This is a genomic window from Mycobacterium sp. MAA66 (assembly GCF_041261665.1).
In the GTDB taxonomy this organism is placed as follows: Bacteria; Actinomycetota; Actinomycetes; order Mycobacteriales; family Mycobacteriaceae; genus Mycobacterium.
The window spans coordinates 354667-369455 of record NZ_JBGCCC010000002.1 but is presented as its reverse complement, the minus strand read 5'-3'; the positions used below and the strand labels follow the sequence as shown (position 1 = coordinate 369455).

The window sequence follows — 14789 nt, the reverse complement described above, 5'->3', positions numbered from 1 at the left end:
TCTGTCCCTTTACTGCATGGTGGGGATGGAGAACTCGGCGCCGTCTTTGATGCCTGAGGGCCAGCGGGAGGTCACTGTCTTGACCTTGGTGTAGAACTGGATCGAGGCGGTTCCGTATTGGTTCAGGTCGCCGAAGCCGGACCGCTTCCAGCCGCCGAAGCTGTGGTAGGACACCGGAACTGGGATAGGCACGTTGACGCCTACCATGCCGACCTGCACGCGGGAGACGAAATCGCGGGCGGTGTCGCCGTCGCGGGTGAACACTGCCACACCGTTGCCGTATTCGTGTTCAGAGGGCAGGCGTAGCGCTTCTTCGTAGTCGTTGGCTCGCACCATCACCAGCACCGGGCCGAAGATTTCGTCGGTGTAGATCGACATGTCCGGGGTGACGTGGTCGAACAGGGTGGGGCCGATGAAGTAGCCACCGGACAGGTCGGAGTCATCGAAGGTCAGTTCGTCGCTGGAGCGGGTGCGGCCGTCGATGACCAGGTCGGCGCCGGCGTCCACGCCCTGGCCGATGTAGCTGCGGACCCGCTCCAATGCGGCGCCGGTGACCAGCGGGCCGTAGTCGGCTTTGGGGTCCAGGCTGTGCCCGACGCGCAGTTGGTTGATCCGCTCCACGAGTTTGTTGCGCAACCGGTTTGCGGTCTGTTCGCCGACCGGCACCGCCACGCTGATGGCCATGCAGCGCTCACCGGCGCTGCCGTAGCCGGCGCCGATCAGGGCGTCGACGGCCTGATCCAGGTCGGCGTCGGGCATCACGATCATGTGGTTCTTGGCGCCGCCGAAGCACTGCGCGCGTTTACCGTGGGCGGCGGCGGTGGAGTAGATGTACTGGGCGATGTCGGAGCTGCCGACAAAGCCGACGGCCGCGATGTCCGGGTGGTGCAGGATGGCGTCGACCGCCTCCTTGTCACCGTTGACCACCTGCAGCACGCCGGCGGGCAGGCCGGCCTCGATGAACAGTTCGGCCAGGCGCAGCGGCACCGAGGGATCGCGCTCGGAGGGCTTGATGATGATGGCGTTGCCGCAGGCCAGGGCCGGGCCTGCCTTCCACAGTGGGATCATCGCCGGGAAGTTGAACGGGGTGATGCCCGCGACCACGCCCAGTGGCTGACGCATCGAGTACACATCGATGCCGGCGCCGGCGCTGTCGGTGTAATCGCCCTTCATCAGGTGCGGGATGCCGACGGCGAACTCGATGACCTCGACACCGCGCTGGATATCGCCCAGGGCGTCCTCGAAGGTCTTGCCGTGCTCCAACGACAAAAGCCGGGCCAGCTCGTCGCGGTTCTGGTTCACCAGGTCGACGAATTTCATCAGCACCCGGGCCCGGCGTTGCGGGTTCTGCGCGGCCCACTGTTTCTGCGCTACCACCGCCCCGGCGACCGCGGCGTCGATGTCGGCGGCCCCGCCCATCACCACCTGCGCCTGGGCTGCTCCGGTGCTCGGATTGAGCACGTCGGCAGTGCGGGTGGACTGCCCGTTGGTGCGTTGGCCGTTGATGAAGTGCGGAATGGTGGTCATTTCGGGTCCCTTGGCGCGAGCGTGTGCGAAGACCTGAGCAACCGCCCAGGATTTACTAGGACATCCTAGTAACTTCGGGACGCACTGCGCAAGGGTTGGCTCGAGTACCTGATACGGCGAGCGATCCCGGTCGGCGCTGTGCAGGTGACCGTGACGCCGGGAATGCCTCGCCACCCGGGGCGGTTGGTTTGACCCATGACCATCGCCGGCGATGATGTGGCGCGATTTGGCCCGAACGCACCCGGATATACCTGGAAATCGGTGTCCGACGTCGAGCCCGTCGAACTCTTCCCAGGAATTACCTCTCAGCGCCTTTGGCAGGGCGAAAATGGCGCCAAAGCGGTCGTCACCACAATTGCGCCCGGTGCGGTGTGGGGGGAGCAGGACCACCACAGTCCGGGGCCGGAGGAGGTGTACGTGGTGTCCGGTGTCCTCAATGACGGCGTAAATGACTATCCCGCAGGGACTTTCCTGCACGCTCCGGCCGGATCATGGCATATTCCGCAGTCAGCGACCGGCTGCGTGCTGTTCCTTTTCTACCCGGAAGGATAGGAACGTGCACAAGTTCACGGTCGGCGACGCGACCGTCACGCAACTGACCGAACTGGATGTCTGGCCGATACCGCCGCGGCTCTGGTATCCCGAGATCAGCGACGACCAGTTGGCGTTCACCAGGGCGACGTATCAGCCCTCGGCGATCACCGCCGATGGCAACACACTGCTCTTCGCCATCCACAATTACGTTGTTGAACTCGACGGCAGCGTCATCGTGGTCGATACCTGCTCGGGTAACCACAAGAACCGGCCCTACTTTCCGGACCTGCACATGCTGGACACCGACTACCCGATTCGACTCCGGCGGGCGGGGTTCGAGCCCAGCGACGTCGACATCGTGATCAACACCCACCTCCATGCCGACCACTGTGGCTGGAACACCGAGTTGGTCCAGGGCACCTGGCAGCCGACTTTCCCCAACGCCACCTATCTGTTCCACTCACCTGAGCTCGAATACATTGAGCAGCAATGGAGATCAGCTGCGGTAGGGCAATGGCGGGAAGACGCCGGTTGGGTCTACCAGGACAGTGTCCGCCCGGTGCTCGAATACGCGGAATACCGCGTCATCGCGGCCAATGAGCAGCTGTTGGCCAGTGAGAGCACCCGGCTCACCGTCATCGACGCCGCCGGCCACACCCCCGGACATTTGGCCGTCGAAATAACCGGCCCCCATGATGGGCTGCTGATCGTCGGTGACGCGCTGCACCACCCGATGCAGGCTCAGTTTCCCGATCTCCCGTTTTTTGCCGACACCGACCCGCACCAAGGAGCCGCCACCCGGCGAGCGCTGCTAGGTCATGCCGCCGACAATGAGATATCCATCGTCACAGCACATTTCCCGGTGCAGGATCCGTTCCGCGTCGGCCGTCGGGGCGACAGCTTTCAGTGGATCAATTACCCGCTATCGGTGCCGCGATGAACGCTCGGGCCTGATTCGGCGGCGGTACCGGCCGTCAGCTCGCGCTCACACCGAACAACTGGGCCGCCGGGTCGGCGGTGATGGTGTCGGTATCGGTGTCGTAGTCGTACAGCTCGGCGTACCGGCCCCAGTCGATCGCGGTGTCCAACTGCTGCTGGGCATCGACGGCGTTGAACCCGCGTCGCAGCAGATCCAGGAAGAAGCCGGCCCGCAGATTGCCGTCGGCACTGGAGGACAGAGCCTTGCAGATGGTGCGCACCAGGGGTGCGCGGGTGCGGGCCTGCTCGGCGAAGATCTGCTTGCTGGCCTGAATGTCGGCAGTGGTGAATTCGCTTCCGGTGTCGGTGATTTCCATGTCCGCACCATCGACGCGTAGCAGGTCAAGCATGACGGCGGCATCCACCAAGGGCAGTAGATCGTCGATCTCGAAGTTCAGGTCGTCGGCAATCTCCGGGATGTCGACGCGCCGCCCGCTGGCGTACACGATCTCCACCAGACCTGCCAGCCCACCCACTGAGGCATCCGGAAGTGGCCGGGCCGTGGGGGTTTCGCGGGTCGGCCCCGGCTCGGCAACCTGAGCCGCGGCTCCGGTGAGTAACGCGTAGAGCTTGTCCACCATGGCCTCGAATGCCGGGGCCCGGCGGTCCCGCGGCCGTGCCAGCTCGATGCCCACCTCGGCGCGGATGTGACCGGGGTTGGCGCCCAACACAATAACGCGGTCAGCCAACAGCACTGCCTCTTCGATGTTGTGGGTGACCAGGCAGATGGCTTTGGTGGGGAAGTGCTCGCCGCTCCACAGCTCCATGAGTTCGCTCTTGAGGTTCTCGGCGGTCAGTACGTCGAGTGCCGAGAACGGCTCGTCCATCAGCAGCAGGTCGGGTTCGAGCACCAGTGCCCGGGCGAAGCCGACGCGCTGCCGCATACCGCCGGAAAGCTCCTTGGGATAAGCGGATTCGAAGCCGTCGAGACCGATCATGTCGATCGCCTTGAGCGCACGTTCCTTGCGCTCGGCAGGGGACACCCCGCGCGCGGCCAGGCCGAGTTCCACGTTGTCCAGCACCGTCAGCCACGGCATCAGCGCGAAGGTCTGGAACACCATCGCGGTACCCGGGTTGGCCCCGTTGAGTGCGGTGCCGCGGTAGCGCACCTCGCCGCTGGTGGGGCTGATCAGCCCGGCGACGGTGCGCAGCAGCGTCGACTTGCCCGAGCCGGAACGGCCCAGCAGCGCGACGATCTCGCCTTCCCGTAGGTCAAGGACGATGTCGTCGAGGACGTGCAACTCGCTGCCGTCGGCGGCAGCGAAACTCTTGTTGATGTGGTCGATGGCGATCAGGACATTGCGGTCGTTGGTCATGGGTGAACCTCCAGTGAAGTCAAGGGGTTTCAGGTCAGGGAGAAGCGGCGCTCGGCCACGGAGTACAGGCGGCGCCAGAACAGTCGGTTGCTGGCCACGACGTAGAAGCTCATCACGATGACGCCGACCAGGATCTTGCCCCAATCGCCATTGGAGGTGGCCTCGGCAATGTAGGCGCCCAGTCCGGTGGCGGTGAGGGTGATGCCGTTATAGGTGACGATCTCGGCGACGATCGAGGCGTTCCACGCGCCGCCGGCCGCGGTGATGCCGCCGGTGACGTAACTGGGGAAGATCGCTGGCAGGATCAGCTTGCGCCACCACAACATTCGGGGCAGGCCGAGATTTCTCGACGCTTCACGCAGGTCGTTCGGAATGGCGCTGGCGCCGGCGATGACGTTGAACAGGATGTACCACTGCGCGCCGAGCGCCATCAAGACGATGCCACCCCAGTTCAGGGTGATGCCGGTGGCCAGCAAGACCGCAGTGAACAACGGGAACAGGAAGTTCGCCGGGAACGAGGCCAGGATCTGTACCACCGGCTGGGCCAGTCGGGAAACCTTGGGGTTCAAGCCGATCCACACACCGACCGGCACCCAGATGGCGGTGGCGACGATCAGCAGCACGACGACCCGGCCGAAAGTGGCCAGGCCCAGCAGGAAGGCGTGGCCGAACTCCCCGAACCCGACGCCGTTGTGGATGTAGTTCAGCGCGCGCCAGGCGCCGTACAGCACCACGGCCAGTACGACAGTCGCGTATATCCAGTCGCCGGTGCGCTGGCGCGAAGGAGAGGCCCGCAGCGGTCGATCGGCCAGACCGAACACCGACATCGCGCGGTCCATCGGATAGATCAGCTTGCCGACCGTGGCGGACAGCCCCGCCGGAATCCGTGAGCGGCGCAACAGATCCAGGGTGATGCTGCGCGGCGCCTCGGCGGCGTCGGAGTCCTCGATCCGGAACCGCTCCGCCCATGCCGTCAGCGGCCGCCAGAACAACACGTTCACCGCGAGGATCAGCACCACCATGACGCCGACCGCCATCAACACGTGGTTCAGTTCACCGGCGTCGCTGGCCGCCGCCACGTAGGCGCCGATGCCGGGCAGCGCGAAGTGTTGATTGTTGACGCTGAGCGCCTCCGATGCGGTCAGGAAGAACCAGCCGCCGCCGAAGCTCATCATGCCGTTCCAGACCAGCGGGATCATGCCGCTGGGCACGTCCACTCGCCAAAACCGTTGCCACCGCGACAATCTGAGCAACCGCGATGCTTCGTCGAGCTCACGCGGCTGGGACCGCAGCGAGTAATAGAACGCAAACGTCATGTTCCACGCCTGCGAGGTGAAGATCGCGAAGATCGAGGCGCATTCCAGCCCCAGTTCCGAGCCGGGGAACAGTGCGATGAAACCGGTGACGGTGATCGACAGGAAGCCCAGGATCGGCACCGACTGCAGGACGTCCAGCAGCGGGATCAATACCTTCTCGGTGCGGCGTAGCCGGGCCGCGGCGGTGGCGTAGATGAAGGTGAAGATCACCGAGGCAATCAGGGCGACGAACATTCGCAGCAGCGAACGGGCGGCGTAGTACGGCAGATTCGCCGGGTCGGTGGACACCGACGCTTCCGCGTGTTCCGGGGTCCACGGCACCGTGGTGCCGTGCCCGATCCGCACGATCAGCCAGAGCAGCGCGGCGGCCCCGACGAAGACGACGACGTCGGCCACCCGGCTCAGCGCCGGCCGGCCTTCGGTCGGTCGGGTGGAGGCCGGTGCGATCAGTGTCATGAGATGCCTCCGGGTCGGTCCGCTGCCTGCGGGCTCAGGTGCGCGTTAAGCAACGTGAATCTCTTTCATCGAGGAAGGGACGCGTTCTTTGGTGCTGATCGACAGATGGGTCAGGGCCAAGACCCGTTGTTCCCGGCGAAATGGCGTTTGGCGAGTTGGACGGTCAGTGCGTAGGCCACGGTGATGGCCACCATCAGCAGCCAGATACCGCCGGGCAATTGCGTCATGCCCAGTGACGGGGCCAGTGGGCTGAATGGCAGCAAGGAGGCGATGGCTGCGGCGGTCATGGTCGAGCGCAGCAGTACCGGACTGGGCCGGGGCCGGCGCCAGGGCACCCCAGGGGTCCGCAAGACCAGCACGATGAGCACCTGGCTGAGCGTGCTCTCGACGAACCACGCAGTCTGAAAAGCGCTCGGTGCATCGCCCAGACCGAACCCGTACCACAGCACGGCGAAAGTGCACAGGTCGAACAACGAGCTGAGCGACCCGAACACCACCATGAACCGGACCAGCCCGATGGATTGCCAGCGCCGGGGAACACGGAGGAACTGGGGGTCCACCCGATCCCACGGCAGCGCCAGTTGCGAGCTGTCGTAGAGCAGGTTCTGCACCATCAACTGCAAGGGGAGCATCGGCAGAAACGGTAGGAAGGCGCTGGCGGTGACCACCGTCAGCACATTGCCGAAGTTCGAGCTGGCGGTGATCTTGACGTATTTCAGGGTGTTGGCCAGAGTGCGGCGGCCTTCGAGGACGCCGTCAGCGATGACTGCCAGATTCTTGTCGAGCAGGACCAGGTCGGCGACGTCCTTGACCACATCGGCCGCGGTGTCGGCGGCGATGCCGGCATCGGCGATGCGCAGGGCCGGAATATCGTTCACTCCGTCTCCCAGGAAGCCCACCGCATGGCCGCTGTGCTGAAGCGCCGCCACGATCCGGGCTTTGTGCGCCGGGGTCAGCTCGGCGAACACCGAGCAGCGCTGCGCTTTCGCCTGGAGTCTGGTGTCGCTGAGTTTGTCGATCTGGGCGCCGGTCAGCACCGGCGTGGTGGGCAGTCCCACTTGCCGTGCCACTTGCAGCGCAACGGTTTTCGCGTCGCCGGTGAGCATCTTGACCGTCACACCGTGCTCGTGCAGGCGGTGCACCGCGTCGGCTGAGCTCTCCCGCACCGGGTCGACGAATCCGATGAAACCGATCAGCACCAAGTCGGTTTCATCGGACTCGGTGTAGCGGCCGAGTTTGGCGCAGTTGGACTTCATGGCCACGGCCAACACCCGCATGCCGTGTGCCCGGTAGGCGTACAGGACCTCGCTCGCTTCGGCGCGGGTGTCGTCGTCGAACGGCAGGGTTTGGTCGTCCAGTCGGACGAAGGAACAGCGGGGCAGAATCTGGTCGGGGTCACCCTTACAGATGACGATGTGTTCGTCGCGGCGTTGGGCCACGACGACCGAGCTGCGCCGGCGCACCTGGTCGAAGCCGACCTCGTCGATCTTGTCGTAGGCGGCCTCGGCCACCACCGGCATGTCGCCGTCCGCCAGCAGGTCGGTGATGGCCTCGTCCAGGCGGTTGTGTCCGGTGTCCTGGAAATGAACTGCCACATAGGCGTATTCGGTGACCGATGTGTTGAGCCGGCCCAACGGGTCGACGCTGTGCGCATAGCCGATCCGGTCCTCGGTGAGGGTCCCGGTTTTGTCGACGCACAACACCTCCAGGGCGCCCAGGTCCTGAATGGCGTTGAGCCGGTTGACCACAACGCGCTCCTGGGACAGCCGAATGGCGCCTCGAGCCAAATTGGTGGTGACGATCACCGGCAACATCTCCGGTGTCAGCGCGACGGCCACGGCAACCGCGAACATCGCCGCTTCGGCCCAGTTGCCACGCACCACACCGTTGACTACCAGCACTATTGGCGCCAGTACCAGCATGAAGCGGATCAGCGTCCAGCCAACGGCCCTGACTCCGCGATCGAAGCTGGACTCGGGGCGTAAGACGTTGGCGGCCAACGCGAGTGACCGGCTGTAGGTGTGTTGGCCGGTGGCGGTGACGATCGCGACGGCCGAGCCGCTGACCACTGCGGTGCTGGCGAAACACACCTGAGGCGCCGAGGCGACCGGATTGCCGGTGAGCTCGATGTTTTGGGCGCTCTTTTCGACCGGCAATGACTCACCGGTGAACGCGGCTTCGTCGACGAGCAGTCTGCCGGTGGCGATCACCCGGAGATCGGCCGGCACGATGTCGCCGGCGTGAAGCACCACTACGTCGCCGGGCACCAGGTCGGCCACCGGCACTTCGCGTTCCCGGGGCTGTGCGTCGGCGCTGGCTCGACGCCGCACGGTCACGGTCGTGGTGATGAGTTTGCTCAACTCCCTGGTGGTCTGAGCCGAACGTGCGTGCTGCCAGTACCGCAGGCCGACCGCCATCAGGACCATGACCGCGACGGTCACTGTGCCCCGCGCGTCGTTGACGACTGCGAGCAGGCAGCCGAGGCCTGCCAGCAGGGCGACGAATGGGCTGCCGGCCGCCAATTGGAGGCGATGCCAGATGCTCTCATGCGACGGGCGTTGATCGTTGCCGCCGTGGATCCGCAGGCGGTCGGCGGCGTCACTTTCGGTCAGGCCACGTGGCCCGCTGCCCAGATCATTGAAGACAGTGATGAGCGGGACGTCGGCAGACAGCAATGGGCAGACCTGGTCGACCGCATACTTCAGGTCATATGCGGTGCGGCCCGCTACGCCCGGCATGCCTGCTCTCATGTTGTCGGGATGCCTTGCCGTGGAAGATATGTGGTGACCTCCACACCGAGCGTTGACTGCCGGCCGCGGCCTGCGCGACGAGATTCTGCGCGAGGCGGGATACTGCTCGGCCCGGACACAGTTCACCTGCCCTTTCGCCGTGGCGTGGCGCCGTCGCGCCATGCCTGATCAGTAGACCCGAACGAGTTTGAACAGTCAAACGATCGTACAAGTGTTAACGGTTTGGGTACCTCCCGTTGGGTTTGGCGTTACCGGGTGGCGCGAGCCGTTCAGTGGCGGCGGTTGCCACATAGACAGTCAAACGGTTGTACAAGTATGCTCGATATCCAGCAGATTTGCAGGTTTCGGTACGTCCGAGTGCGACCACGACGAGAGGCCGATGTTGCCCAGCGCCGATCCCGCCCCTGGCGGGCTTCCGCCGCACGTTCTGCAGGACACGGCCGCGATGTTCGGCCTGCTGTCGGCCACCGTGCGATTGCACATCCTGTGGCTGCTGTCAGAAGGCGACCGCGATGTCGGCACCCTCGCCGAGGAGACCGGACAGTCGGTCGCGACCGTGAGCCACCACCTCGGCAAGCTCAAGCTCGCCGGGCTGGTACGTGACCGGCGGCAGGGCAAGCACCGGGTCTACGTCGTCACCGACAACACGGTGGTGGAGATCGTGCGGGAGGCGCTCGCTCCTCACCAGGGTGAGGCCCCGCCGGTGCGGCTGGCCCGTTGAGCCGGCGCTGACGGCAAACATCCACCATAGCCCCGGCGGCAGCTCCGCTGTGGCTGGTCACGGCTCGGAAGTCTTTGAGCCAGCTGACTATTGAGATCCTCGGACGCGGGTCCCGCGCCGTGGGTGGTGACCGAAAACGGGCCGGAAGATTCGCCGAAAAAACTTCCAGAAAAAGTGTCTCGAATCATGGGTGGTCGTGCTCCTACCTATGACAGCGCCCACCCGGGGCGGCTGCGACACCAGAGGAGCACAAGAGATGAGCACCAACTACACCGACAAGGTGACCGGATCGACCAAACGGCAGTCCATCGGCCGGCGTGCGGTTGCGGCGGCGCTGCTGTCCGGCGGCATGGCACTGGCCGGATTGGGCCTGACGACGGGTACCGCGCAAGCCCAACCCGTCGTCGCGCCGCAGCACTACGGCTACGACCACGACTACTGCTCGTGGGCGTTCTGGGACTGGGACCACTGCCACTTCTACTTCGACTGGTACGACTGGGACCACCACGAGCACCACGACCACCCCTGACTGACGGTGGTGACGAATCATCGTCGCGGCCAGCCGGACCCGGTATTGAACCGGGTCCGGTCGGCACACGTTCAGATAGGTGAACCACCAAATCTGCCGACGCCGATGCGCAGTAGGGGAGTCCGTCTCATGACCGCAGTGTCCGACTGGGACATCGTCACCGACTCCGAGTTGGTCGGCGCCGCGCTGACAGGTGACGGCATGGCGTTCGCCGGCATCTACGACCGCTACGCCGACAGGTTGCACGACTTCTGTGTGGGCATGGTCCGTGATCGCGACACCGCCGCGGATTGCGTTCAGGATGTGTTCTGCACAGCGGCAACAGCTTTGAGCACATTGCGGGAACCCGACAAGCTGCGTCCCTGGCTGTACTCGATCGCGCGAAACGAGGCGTTGCGCCGCATCCGGCAGCGTCGCCGCGAAGAACCGTCCGACGAACTGCCCGACACCGCGTCCCAGGATGCCGGACCGGACACGCTGGCAGCCCGCCACGAACTGGCCATGCTGGTCGCCGAGGCGGCCGGCGGGCTGTCCGACCGCGATCGTTCGGTGCTGGAGTTGGGTTACCGCCACGGCCTGGAGGGTCCTGAACTCGCTGATGCCCTCGGGGTCAGCACCGCCAACGCCAACAAGATGATGCAGCGGCTACGCGACACCATGGAGCGATCCCTGGGCGCGCTCCTTCTCGCCCGCCGAAGCCAGAGCAATCCGAACAGCTGTGCCGAGCTGGCCGCGATCCTCCAGGGTTGGGATGGCGACTTCAACATCTTGATGCGCAAGCGCATCGCCAGACACATCGAAGGCTGTTCCACCTGTGAGCAGGACCGGCGGCGATTGGTCAACCCGGTCGCGCTGCTCGGTGGCGCCCCGATGTTCATCCCTGCACCCGCGTGGCTACGCGGCCGCACACTGAATCGGATTCGGCTGACGTCCGCGGGCACGGACATGCACACTGACGCACCCACCCAGGCGCTGCCAAGGGGCGAGTCGGCGGTCGACTCGGACGGCGGCGTACCGGCCCAGCCGGTCCGGCGGGTGCTGCTGATCATGTCGCTGCTGATCGGCATTCCGCTGATCATCTTGGGCCTGGCCATCGCCTGGCATCGCGAAACTGACACGCCTGTAATACCTTTCAGCGTAACCAGCCCTGGTGCCCCGCCGACCAGTCGCGCGCCGGCCACCCTGGACACCCGGACCGGAGTGATCCCGCGGCCGCCCGCACCGACCGTCATAGCGCCGGTGCCCGCGGGGCCGACTACGTCGCATCCGGCACCGCCGATTCCTCCGGTGCAACAGTCGCCGCCATTCCCGTCGCCGGTCCAGCCACCCTTGCCCCCGCCGCGGCGACACCGGCCACCGATCACCGGCGCACCTCCGACGGCGGGCGAGGCTCCGGTTCCGCCGATCATCACCGGGCGGCCCATACCGCCGGTCCCGGCGCCTGAACCGCCGCGGCGGCGGCCCCCGATCATCGTGGGTCCGGTGCTGCCGGCTCCGGTGACAACAACGCCCCCGGTGATCGAGTAGCCGTAGCTGCTCGGCGAAACCGAGAAGTCCACGAAAAGTTGTCCCGATGCGGCGGCGTCGGTGCTCCTACCCATAGGAGCGGCCCACCCGGGCGGCGAGCACGACACAGGAGAACGCCATGTCCACCAACCTCACTGCCACACTGCCGGGCCTGGCGTTCTCGTCAGTCGCGGCCACCGGCTTCACGGCGGCGCCGACCATGCCGATCGCTGCCCTGGCCTGGTCGGCGGAGCAGCCGGCCGACGAACCGCCCCCGCCGGCGCCCGCCGTCAGGACGCGGCCAGTCACCCGATCCACCCCGGCGGTGGTCGCGGCCACGCTTTTCGGGGCGGTCACCGTTGTTGCCACGTTGGGGGCAATCATGTTCGGCGGCAACGGTTCACCGGAGCCGAACCCGGCCGTCGTCGACCGAACCGAATCGGCTCCGTACGTTCCGGTGATTGCAGCCCCGACACCGTCCCTCAGTCAGGCCGTCGTCCCGGAGCAGCTGACGATCCCGGTCCCGGTCGCAGCGAAGACGCGTCCGATCGCCGTGCCGCTCGACGGTGCACCACAGGCCGGTACCACTGGTGGTGATGCCGCGCAGCGCCCGGAGAACTACGACCGGCGCCACTTCACCTGGGGCCATCGGAACTGGGGCCACCACGACCAGCACTGAGCCGGTTCTAGGCGTTCGTCTCCCGCAGTCGTGCGGCGAATGCTTCGGTGGCCGCCCAGGTCGGCAGCAGCCCCGCGGCCTGTGCCTCGGCCAGGCTCGGCGCTGCCGCGTCGCGGTCCGACAGAGTCCGGCCGGCGTCCGGCCACTCGATCCCGATCGCGGGATCGGCGGCGTTGACGGTGTGCTCGCGCCACGGAGCGTAGCCCGCCGAACACAAGTAGGCCACAGTGGAATTGTCTTGCAGCGCAAGGAATCCGTGTGCCAATCCTTCGGAGACGTAGACCGATCGATGCTGTGCACCGTCGAGAACCACCGCATCCCACTGGCCGAATGTCGGTGAGCCGATCCGGATGTCGACCACTACGTCGAACACAGCGCCGCTCAGGCATGTCACATACTTGGCCTGGCTCGGCGGCAGTTCGGCGAAATGCAGGCCGCGCAGCACGCCCTTGGCCGATACCGAGACGTTGGCCTGCCGCAGATCCAGTGCGTGGCCGGTCATCTCGACGAATTCGGAGTCGGTGAACCATTGATAGAACAGGCCACGGTCATCGGTGTGCACGGTCGGGGTGAGCTCCCACGCGCCCGGCACTGCCAGCTCACGGACGGTCACTGGCCACGCTCCTCATAGGTCGCTTCGGAAGCGTCTTTCATTGGCCGCCACCAGGATTCGTTGGCTCGATACCAGTCGATGGTGGCTTTCAGCCCGGCCTCGAAATCGGTGTGTCCGGGTCGCCATCCCAATTCGTCGCGCAGAGCGCTCGGATCGATCGCATAGCGCAGGTCGTGGCCGGCCCGGTCGGTCACCTGGTCGAAGTCGTCGGGGTCGCGGTCCATCAAGTGCAAAAGCATGCGCAGCACCGACAGGTTGTCCCGTTCGCCGTCGGCGCCGATCAGGTAGGTGCGCCCGCTGGTGCCCCGATCGAGGATTCGGTGCACCGCGCGGTTGTGGTCGTCGACGTGGATCCAGTCCCGCACGTTGGCGCCGGTGCCATAGAGCTTGGGCCGCCGACCGGTCAGGACGTTGGTGATCTGCCGCGGGATGAACTTCTCCACGTGTTGGTACGGCCCATAGTTGTTGGAGCAGTTGGAGATCGTCGCCCGCACCCCGTAGGACCTGACCCAGGACCGGACCAGGAGGTCGGCCGCGGCCTTGGTGGACGAATACGGGCTGGATGGGTTGTATGGCGTGGTCTCGGTGAAGCGGTCCGGGCTGCCCAGCTCCAGATCGCCGTACACCTCGTCGGTGGACACGTGGTGCAGCCGCACATCGTGCCGGCGTACCGCCTCGAGCACCGTGAAGGTGCCGACGACATTCGACTGGACAAATGGGGCGGGGTCCGCCAGTGCGTTGTCGACGTGGGTTTCCGCGGCGAAATGGACCACGGCATCGGATCCGCGTACCAGTTCGTCGACCAGCCCGGCGTCCCGGATGTCCCCGGCCACCAGTCGCACGTCGCCCGCCACCGGCTGCAGTGACTCCCGGCTGCCGGCGTAGGTGAGGGCATCGAGCACGGTCACCTCGGTGCCGGGATGCTCCCGCAAGGTGAGGTGGACGAAGTTCGCGCCGATGAACCCCGCGCCGCCGGTGACCAGCATCCGCATGGATGCAACCCTAACGGCTACCCCTTCAGACCCAGCGGCCCCGCCAGCGCGGTCAGCGTCGGCACCACCTCGCCCCAGCCGCCGAGTACCTGGATCGCCACGTGATCGGCACCGGCGTCGAGATGCTGGGTGAGCCGGGCCGCGATCGCTTCCGGCGTCCCGTGGGCCACCAGCGCGTCGATCAGCCGGTCACTGCCGGGCTTGGCGATGTCCTCTTCGGTGAATCCGAGCCGGCGCCAATTGTTCAGGTAATTGCTGAGATTCAGGTAGAAGTCGACGGTCTGGCGGCCAACTGCGCGGGCTTGTTCGGCGGCCTCGGCCGACCCGTCGGTGAGCACCACCTTGTGCTCGGGCGCCAGGAACACCTCGGGGCCGATCAGCTCGCGCGCCGAGGCGGTGTGCTCCGGAGTGGTCAGGTAGGGGTGGGCGCCGGCGCTGCGGTCGGCGGCGAGCCGGAGCACCTTGGGGCCCAGTGCGGCCAGCACTCGGCGGCTCACCGGCACCTGCGCCGCGTCGAGTTCATCGAGATACTCGACGAGGACGTCGTAGGGCTTGCGGTACTCGTGGGTGTGTTCGGGATGGCCGATGCCGATGCCCAGCACGAACCTGCCCGGGTATGCCGCCTCGATACGGTGGTACGACTCGGCCACCTGGGCGGCGGGTGCGGTCCACACGTTGACGATGCCGGTCGCGATGATCAGGTTCTCTGTCGCAGCCAGGACCGGCTCGACGAACGCCAAGTCGGCGGCCGGCGAGCCGCCGGGCCAGATGGCCCCGTATCCCAGCCTCTCGATCTCGGCGGCCTGTTCGGGCTTCGGGGCGCCGAACGTCCACACCCCGAAGCGGCCCAGGTTCAGCTGGCTCATGCGCAA

13 protein-coding genes are annotated in these 14789 nt (G+C 66.1%); 6 read left to right on the top strand and 7 right to left on the bottom strand.

What is annotated here, in order from left to right; translation table 11 throughout:
* Positions 1-9: 9 nt before the first annotated feature.
* Entirely contained in the window at positions 10-1527 is a 1518-nt protein-coding gene (locus ABIA30_RS08265) for a CoA-acylating methylmalonate-semialdehyde dehydrogenase (RefSeq protein ID WP_370064017.1), read from the bottom strand.
* A 195-nt stretch (positions 1528-1722) separates the two neighbouring features.
* Between ABIA30_RS08265 and ABIA30_RS08260 the strand changes: the two genes are divergently transcribed.
* On the top strand, positions 1723-2079 hold the full coding sequence (locus tag ABIA30_RS08260; RefSeq protein ID WP_370064015.1) for a cupin domain-containing protein: 357 nt from the start codon (positions 1723-1725) through the stop codon (positions 2077-2079).
* A gap of 4 nt (positions 2080-2083) precedes the next feature.
* Positions 2084-3001 (top strand): MBL fold metallo-hydrolase, encoded by a 918-nt coding sequence (locus ABIA30_RS08255; RefSeq protein WP_370064013.1) that lies wholly within the window; start codon positions 2084-2086, stop codon positions 2999-3001.
* A gap of 34 nt (positions 3002-3035) precedes the next feature.
* Here the strand turns inward: ABIA30_RS08255 and ABIA30_RS08250 are convergent, their stop codons facing one another.
* The 3 genes from ABIA30_RS08250 to mgtA all read right to left on the bottom strand — a co-directional run bounded on the left by ABIA30_RS08250 (position 3036) and on the right by mgtA (position 8865).
* The gene (locus ABIA30_RS08250; RefSeq protein WP_370064011.1) at positions 3036-4355 is read right to left on the bottom strand and encodes a nitrate/sulfonate/bicarbonate ABC transporter ATP-binding protein; all 1320 of its coding nucleotides are present in this window, start codon (positions 4353-4355) and stop codon (positions 3036-3038) included.
* 29 nt (positions 4356-4384) lie between these two features.
* Complete coding sequence (locus tag ABIA30_RS08245; protein WP_370064009.1) at positions 4385-6127, bottom strand: ABC transporter permease; 1743 nt, start codon at positions 6125-6127, stop codon at positions 4385-4387.
* A gap of 110 nt (positions 6128-6237) precedes the next feature.
* Entirely contained in the window at positions 6238-8865 is a 2628-nt protein-coding gene (gene mgtA / locus ABIA30_RS08240; RefSeq protein WP_370064007.1) for a magnesium-translocating P-type ATPase, read from the bottom strand.
* Between the two features lie 391 nt (positions 8866-9256).
* Between mgtA and ABIA30_RS08235 the strand changes: the two genes are divergently transcribed.
* The 4 genes from ABIA30_RS08235 (at position 9257) to ABIA30_RS08220 (ending at position 12312) form a co-directional block, all read left to right on the top strand.
* Positions 9257-9598, top strand: a complete 342-nt coding sequence (locus tag ABIA30_RS08235; protein WP_370064005.1) for an ArsR/SmtB family transcription factor — start codon at positions 9257-9259, stop codon at positions 9596-9598.
* Between the two features lie 256 nt (positions 9599-9854).
* Complete coding sequence (locus ABIA30_RS08230) at positions 9855-10127, top strand: hypothetical protein (protein WP_370064003.1); 273 nt, start codon at positions 9855-9857, stop codon at positions 10125-10127.
* A gap of 129 nt (positions 10128-10256) precedes the next feature.
* Positions 10257-11654: a sigma-70 family RNA polymerase sigma factor gene (locus ABIA30_RS08225; RefSeq protein ID WP_370064001.1), complete on the top strand. Its 1398-nt coding sequence runs from the start codon at positions 10257-10259 to the stop codon at positions 11652-11654.
* Between the two features lie 118 nt (positions 11655-11772).
* On the top strand, positions 11773-12312 hold the full coding sequence (locus ABIA30_RS08220) for a hypothetical protein (RefSeq protein WP_370063999.1): 540 nt from the start codon (positions 11773-11775) through the stop codon (positions 12310-12312).
* Between the two features lie 7 nt (positions 12313-12319).
* Here ABIA30_RS08220 and rfbC read toward each other — a convergent pair whose 3' ends face one another.
* Genes rfbC through ABIA30_RS08205 form a run of 3 tightly spaced genes read right to left on the bottom strand, consistent with a single transcriptional unit; the run spans position 12320 to position 14783 of the window.
* The gene (gene rfbC / locus ABIA30_RS08215) at positions 12320-12925 is read right to left on the bottom strand and encodes a dTDP-4-dehydrorhamnose 3,5-epimerase (RefSeq protein WP_370063997.1); all 606 of its coding nucleotides are present in this window, start codon (positions 12923-12925) and stop codon (positions 12320-12322) included.
* Positions 12922-13917, bottom strand: coding sequence for a dTDP-glucose 4,6-dehydratase (rfbB, locus tag ABIA30_RS08210; RefSeq protein ID WP_370063995.1), 996 nt, complete (start codon positions 13915-13917; stop codon positions 12922-12924). The genes rfbC and rfbB overlap by 4 nt, the downstream gene beginning before the upstream one ends.
* A gap of 17 nt (positions 13918-13934) precedes the next feature.
* Complete coding sequence (locus ABIA30_RS08205) at positions 13935-14783, bottom strand: LLM class F420-dependent oxidoreductase (RefSeq protein ID WP_370063993.1); 849 nt, start codon at positions 14781-14783, stop codon at positions 13935-13937.
* Positions 14784-14789 lie beyond the last annotated feature (6 nt).